The 6,317-nt window shown below is 63.5% G+C and carries 7 protein-coding genes; 6 read left to right on the forward strand and 1 reads right to left on the reverse strand.

Annotation, left to right across the window (positions count from 1 at the left end):
• Window positions 1-37: 37 nt before the first annotated feature.
• The 5 genes from EFR00_RS08985 to EFR00_RS09005 all read left to right on the forward strand — a co-directional run bounded on the left by EFR00_RS08985 (window position 38) and on the right by EFR00_RS09005 (window position 4,715).
• A complete protein-coding gene (locus tag EFR00_RS08985; protein WP_077989485.1) occupies window positions 38-880 on the forward strand; it encodes a transporter substrate-binding domain-containing protein in 843 nt (280 codons plus the stop codon).
• Between the two features lie 105 nt (window positions 881-985).
• On the forward strand, window positions 986-1,711 hold the full coding sequence (locus EFR00_RS08990) for an ABC transporter permease (protein ID WP_040140925.1): 726 nt from the start codon (window positions 986-988) through the stop codon (window positions 1,709-1,711).
• A 10-nt stretch (window positions 1,712-1,721) separates the two neighbouring features.
• Window positions 1,722-2,426, forward strand: coding sequence for an ABC transporter permease (locus EFR00_RS08995; protein WP_077989484.1), 705 nt, complete (start codon window positions 1,722-1,724; stop codon window positions 2,424-2,426).
• A 25-nt stretch (window positions 2,427-2,451) separates the two neighbouring features.
• Entirely contained in the window at window positions 2,452-3,228 is a 777-nt protein-coding gene (locus EFR00_RS09000) for an ABC transporter ATP-binding protein (RefSeq protein WP_077989483.1), read from the forward strand.
• Window positions 3,225-4,715, forward strand: a complete 1,491-nt coding sequence (locus tag EFR00_RS09005) for an HAL/PAL/TAL family ammonia-lyase (protein ID WP_009996321.1) — start codon at window positions 3,225-3,227, stop codon at window positions 4,713-4,715. The genes EFR00_RS09000 and EFR00_RS09005 overlap by 4 nt, the downstream gene beginning before the upstream one ends.
• 10 nt (window positions 4,716-4,725) lie before the next feature.
• On the opposite strand, the gene EFR00_RS09010 is transcribed toward EFR00_RS09005, so the two are convergent.
• Window positions 4,726-5,271, reverse strand: a complete 546-nt coding sequence (locus tag EFR00_RS09010) for a hypothetical protein (RefSeq protein ID WP_009996322.1) — start codon at window positions 5,269-5,271, stop codon at window positions 4,726-4,728.
• Window positions 5,272-5,462: 191 nt separating this feature from the next.
• Between EFR00_RS09010 and EFR00_RS09015 the strand changes: the two genes are divergently transcribed.
• Complete coding sequence (locus EFR00_RS09015) at window positions 5,463-6,194, forward strand: phosphatase PAP2 family protein (protein WP_077989482.1); 732 nt, start codon at window positions 5,463-5,465, stop codon at window positions 6,192-6,194.
• The last annotated feature ends 123 nt before the right edge of the window (window positions 6,195-6,317 follow it).

Below are 6,317 nucleotides of genomic sequence, written 5' to 3' on the forward strand. Positions count from 1 at the left end.
CGCAAGGTCTGTTTCAACTCCAGAGGAGAATTCATCAATGAAATTCAGCGCAATCCTGTTTTGCGGCGTCGCCGCTTTTTCCGCCTTTGCCGCCCCCGCCTTTGCCAAGGACTGGGCGAAGGCGACCATCACGCTTGAAGGCGCCTATGCGCCGTGGAATCTCACCAATGCCGACGGCACGCTCGGCGGCTTCGAGCCGGAGCTTGCCAAGGTGCTGTGCGAACGCGCCAAGATCGAATGCACGTTGGTCGCCTCCGATTGGGACGGCATGATCCCGGCGCTCAATGCCGGCAAGTTCGACGTCATCATGGATGCGCTGTCGATCACTGAAGAGCGCAAGCAGATCATCGATTTCACCATCCCCTATGCCGCGACGCCCGCTGCCTTCGCCACCGCCAAGGACAGCCCGCTGGCCAATGCCGCCGGCACCGGCGCCACGATCAAGATGACGCCCGGCCAGACCGGCGTGAAGGAGATCGACGCGCTGAAGGAACTCTTCAAGGGCAAGACGATCGGCATTCAGGCGGCGACCGTCTATGCCAAGTTCGTCTATGACAATTTCGGCGATATTGCCGAGATCCGCGAATACAAGACCGGCGCCGACCGCGACCTCGACCTGCAGAACGGTCGTATCGACCTCGGTTTTGACGATGCCGTCTATTTCGCCAACGCCTTCAAGGCCGCCAACGACACGCTTGCCTTCACCGGTCCCGAGATCGCCGGTCCGATCTGGGGCGAGGGCGAAGGCCTCGGACTGCGCAAGGCCGATACGGACCTGCGTGACAAGTTCAACGTGGCGATCAAGTCAGCGCTTGCCGACGGCACGGTCAAGAACCTCTCGATGAAGTGGTTCAAGATGGACGTCAGCCCCCAGCAGTAAGCGTTTCGGCCCTTCGGCCGCAGACACGGGTCTCCGGCTTTATCGCCGGGGACAGCGTGTTATTGTCAATCCACAAAACACTGCCGCGGACGGGGAACGGACGATATGGCAAGTTTGGAACTGCTTGGCTTCGGCTCGACGGGATGGGGCGCGCTGCTTATTTTCGCCGCCTTGATGACGCTCGCCGTCACCGCGACGGCGCTGGCGATCGGCGCGGTGCTGGGCGCGATCGTCGCGGGTGCGAAGCTCTCCGGCAATCCCCTCTTCGTGGCGCTCGGCAATGTCTATACGACCGTGTTTCGCGGCGTGCCGGAATTGCTGATCATCTATCTCATCTATTTCGGCGGCTCTTCGGCCGTCACCTCGATCGGCAAGGCGATGGGTTATGAGGGTTTCCTCGGCCTTCCCTCCTTTGCCGCCGGCGCGCTTGCCGTCGGCATCATCTCCGGCGCCTATCAGGCGGAGGTGTTCCGCGGCGCTTTCCTCGCCATTTCCAAGGGTGAGCTCGAAGCCGCTTCGGCGATCGGCATGCATCGCGGCATGCGCTTCCGTCGCATCATCATCCCGCAAGTGCTTCGCTTCGCCATTCCCGGCCTCGGCAATGTCTGGCAGCTCAGCCTCAAGGATTCCGCGCTGATCTCGGTCACCGGTCTTGCCGAGCTGATGCGCACCAGCCAGGTGGCGGCGGGTTCGACCCGGCAATATTTTCTGTTCTTCATCGCCGGCGGCTGCCTCTACCTGATCCTCACCAGCCTTTCCGACCGCATCTTCAACGGTGCGGAGCGCCGCGCCAACCGCAGCATGCCGGCTTCCGCCATGGGCCAGGCGTAAGGAGGCGATGATGGATTTCACCTTTCTCGCCTCGACCATGGTAACGCTGCTGAAAGCCGTGCCGACGACGCTGATCCTGTTTTCGCTGTCGATCTTCTTCGGCGGCCTGCTGGCGCTCGTCATCGTCACGATGCGGGTCAGCGGCAACCGCTATCTGTCCGGTTTCGCCAAGGGCTATATCTTCGTCTTTCGTGGCTCGCCGCTGTTGATCCAGATGTTCCTGGTCTTCTACGGCCTCGGCCAGTTCGGCGTCATCCGCTATTCCTTCCTTTGGCCGTTCCTGCGCGAGCCGATGGTCTGCGCCGTGCTGTCGCTGGCGCTCTGCACCGCCGGCTACACGGCGGAGATCTTCCGCGGCGGCATTCGCGCCGTTTCGCCGAAGGAGATCGAGGCGGCGCGCTCGATCGGCATGTCCGGCTTCCTGATGGTGCGGCGCATCCTGGCGCCGATCGCCTTCCGCCACGCGTTGCCGGCCTATTCGACCGAGATCGTGCTGATGATGAAATCGACGGCGCTCGCTAGCCTCGTCACCGTCTGGGAGGTCACCGGTGTCGCCCAGCGGCTGATCTCGCAGACCTACCGGACGATGGAAGTCTTCATCTGTGCGGCGATCATCTATCTCGTTTTGAACTTCATCATCCTGCAGGGCATGGCCCTGCTGGAATATTCGCTGTCCCGACACCGCCGCGCGGCCCCGCAGCCGCTGAAGGCGTAAGCGATTTGACCTGATTGGAGCAACCATGCCAGGCGTAACCCGACTTTCGGTCCGCAATATCCGCAAGAGCTTCGGCACGCACGAGGTGCTGCGCGGCATTTCCCTCGATGCCGAGGATGGCGACGTAATTTCGCTGCTCGGTGCCTCCGGCTCCGGCAAATCGACCTTTCTGCGCTGCATCAACCTCCTCGAAACCGCAAGCGACGGCGAGATCTGGGTCGATGGCGAGCACATCGAGATGGTTCACAAGAACGGCAAGACAAGGCCGGCGAGCCAGAAGCAGGTCGACCATATAAGATCCGAGCTCGGCATGGTGTTCCAGTCCTTCAATCTCTGGTCCCATATGACCATCCTGCAGAACGTCATTGAAGGCCCGATCCATGTGCTGAAGCGGCCGCGCGCCGACTGCATCGCCGAGGCCGAAGCGCTGCTCGAAAAGGTCGGAATCGCAGACAAACGTCACGCCTATCCCGCCCATCTCTCCGGCGGCCAGCAGCAGCGCGCCGCAATCGCCCGCGCGTTGGCGATGAAACCGAAGGTGATGCTTTTCGACGAACCGACCTCGGCGCTCGATCCGGAATTGGTCGGCGAGGTGCTGCGCGTCATGCGCGCACTTGCCGAGGAGGGCATGACGATGCTCGTCGTCACCCACGAGATGAGCTTTGCCCGCAATGTCTCCAACCGCGTCGTCTTCATGCGCGAGGGGCTGATCGAAAGCAGCGGCAAGCCGGACGAGATGTTCGGCAGCGGCGCCTCGCCGGCCTTCCGCCAGTTCATCGGCCATTTCGGAACAGGCCAATGACCGTCACCATCGATAGAGTGCTGACCTGGCGTGACATCGCGCGCGTCGGGGCAGGGGAGGCGCTTGCGCTGTCGCCGGCCGCCTGGGCGCGGGTCGAGCAGGCAAGCCGCATCGTCGAGCGTATCGTCGAGACCGGTGTGCGCGCCTATGGCGTCAATACCGGCGTCGGGGCGCTCGCCGATACGGTGGTCGACCGGGCCTCGCAGAGCCTGTTGTCGCGCAGCATCGTGCTCAGCCATGCCTGCGGCGTCGGGCCGCTGCTGGCCGGGCGCGACGTGCGCGCCATCATCGCCGCCCAGATCGCCAATTTCGCCCATGGCCATTCCGGCGTGCGGCGCGAGATCATCCAGCATCTCACAGCCTTGCTGGAGCACGACTGCATTCCCGACGTGCCGTCGAAAGGCTCGGCCGGTTATCTCACCCACAATGCCCATACGGCACTGGTGCTGATCGGCGAAGGCAGCGCCACGCTCACCGGCCGGCGCATGAGCGGCCGCGAGGCGCTGGCGGCGATCGGCCTTCAGCCGTTGGTGCTCGGCGCCAAGGAGGGCTTGAGCCTTGTCAACGGCACGGCCTGCGCCACCGGGCTCACCGCCGCAGCACTTTTCCGCGCCGAACGGCTGCTCGACTGGGCCGATGCCATCGCGGCGCTGACGCTGGAAGCGGCAGGCTGCCAGATCGCCGCCTTCGACGAGGCGGTGCTGGCACTGCGCCCGTCGGCCGGGATCGCGAGAGTCGGCGCTACACTGCGCGCCCGCCTCCAGGGCAGCGGCCTCGTCGCCGCCGCCTTCGGCCGCCGCACCCAGGATGCGCTTAGCCTTCGCTCGGTGCCGCATGCCCATGGCGCCGCCCGCGATGTCTTCGGAAATTCCGCCCGCATCGCCGATCAGGAACTTGCCTCGGTGACGGACAATCCCGCCGTCTCGGGTACGCCGGAGCAGCCGATCATCTTTTCAGAGGCGCATGCCGTGGCGCCGGCGCTCGGGCAGGCGGCCGATAGTCTCGCCATTGCGCTGGCGCAGATCGGCGCGATCAGCGAACGGCGCATGGACCGGCTCGTCAATCCGCTGGTCAACGGCCTGCCGCCGTTTCTGGCGAGCGATGCCGGCAGCCATTCCGGCTTCATGATCGCCCAATATACCGCCGCCGCGCTCAGTAACGAGAACCGCCGCCTTGCCGCGCCCGCCGCCCTGGATGGCGGCCTGACCTCCGGCCTGCAGGAGGATTTCCTCGCCCATCCGACAGCCGCCGCCGGCAAGCTGCACGCCGTCATCGACAATGCCGAATATATCCTGGCGATCGAACTGATGGCCGCGGCCCAGGCGCATGATTTCCTGGCGGCGACAGCGCCGCGGGCGCCGGGCACGGATCTCGTCTATCAGGCGGTGCGGGAGTGCATCTCGCATTATGGCGACGAGCGGCCGCTGAACGGCGATATCGAGGCCGTGCGCAGCCTGATCCGCGAGACCGCGCCGCCGGCTATCTAGGCGAGGGCTGTCAGAAAGGTTTACTCGTTGCCGAATCCTGCTTGGCCGGTTCGCCGGCCTCGAGGCGCTTGAGGCACTGAGAGAACGTGGGATAGAGCTGATCCACGCGCGAGAGCGGCAGCGTCCAGTCGCCTTCGTCGCCGGCAAAGGTCAATTGCACGTCGGGGGTCCCGGCAAAGGTATTCTTGATGATCTTCTTCAGGCCGGCGCTTCCCTTGCTGCCCATCGGCCAGAGGCGAAGCGTGGTCTTGTCGAAGAATTCGGCGGCGACCACTTTCGTCACGTCGCGATCGGTCAGCGTCACCTCGGTCTTGGTGCCGGCGGGAATATCCCAGGTGTTTTTCGTCACCAGCCAGAAGGTCTCGGTGGCGCTCTGGCGGAATTCCATGGTTTTGCCGATCTCGCTGTTCCACAGCAGCCGGCAATAAGGATGCGGGCTTTCATTGGCAAAGCCGACCGACCATTGTCTCGCGCCGCCCATCCATTCGGTCTCTGCGAAGGCGGAGACCGGCGGCAGGACGGCTGCCATCAAAACCATCGCGGTCAGAATTTTCATCGCCGAAACCTCTCCAGGACAATCGGTCCAGCCATAGCAAAAGAAGGTTGAGCTTTTGCTACCGAGCCGCCGGGACGGGCGCCGCATGCCTTCATGTACGGCTCTCAAAATGTCGCAAGGGCTTGAATTTGCGGCTGACCTTGCCGATCTGGCGGGGAATGGCATGATCAGAAGGGAGTTCGAACTCAGGGATGAGCGAGGTTCAACGACGCGGATTTTGGGCGAGACTCAGCGCATATGAGCCGCTGACATTGATTACCATGGCATCGATCGCCGGCGGGCTGTTCGTGCTGCAGCGGCTGACGAGCGAGGTGCTCGAAGGCGAAACCTTTCGTTTCGACGAGACGATCCTGCTGGCGCTGCGGCGGGCGAACGATCTCGCCGTGCCGATCGGTCCCGCCTGGCTGACGCATGCCGTCGACGACATCACCAGTCTCGGCGGCGTCACCGTTCTCTCACTGTTGACGGGGCTCGTCACCATCTATCTCCTTCTCGACCGCCGTTGGCCGATCGCGCTCTTCATCTTTTCCTCGGTGCTAACAGGATGGCTTGCGAGCACGACGCTGAAAATCCTGATCGCCAGGCCGCGTCCGGATGTCGTGCCGCATCTCGTCGAGGTGAGCGACCTCAGTTTTCCCTCAGGTCATGCGATGGTTTCGGCGGTCACCTACCTGACGCTCGGCGCACTTTTGGCCCGCACGCAGCGTTACCGCTCGACGCGGATCTTCGTCCTGGCCGCAGGCGTTTTCCTCGCCGTCATCATCGGCTTGAGCCGGATCTATCTCGGCGTCCACTACCCCACAGACGTTTTCGCCGGGTGGTGCGCGGGTGCGCTGTGGGCGCTCGGCTGCTGGCTGATCTCGAAGAGATTTGTCCCGAGCCGTGCCCCTGACGACGGCACTTCAAATGGCGTCAGCCACTAGGCGGTGTGGACTCTTGGGATTCCCAAGGCTGAGCAAATCAGATTCAAGACTGTCTTTTGGAGGCAGTCATGGGTGTTTTGGATCGTCTGATCCTTCGGGACGAGCAGTGGGAGCGGATATCGC

The organism is Rhizobium sophoriradicis, assembly GCF_003939025.1.
Lineage (GTDB): Bacteria > Pseudomonadota > Alphaproteobacteria > Rhizobiales > Rhizobiaceae > Rhizobium > Rhizobium sophoriradicis.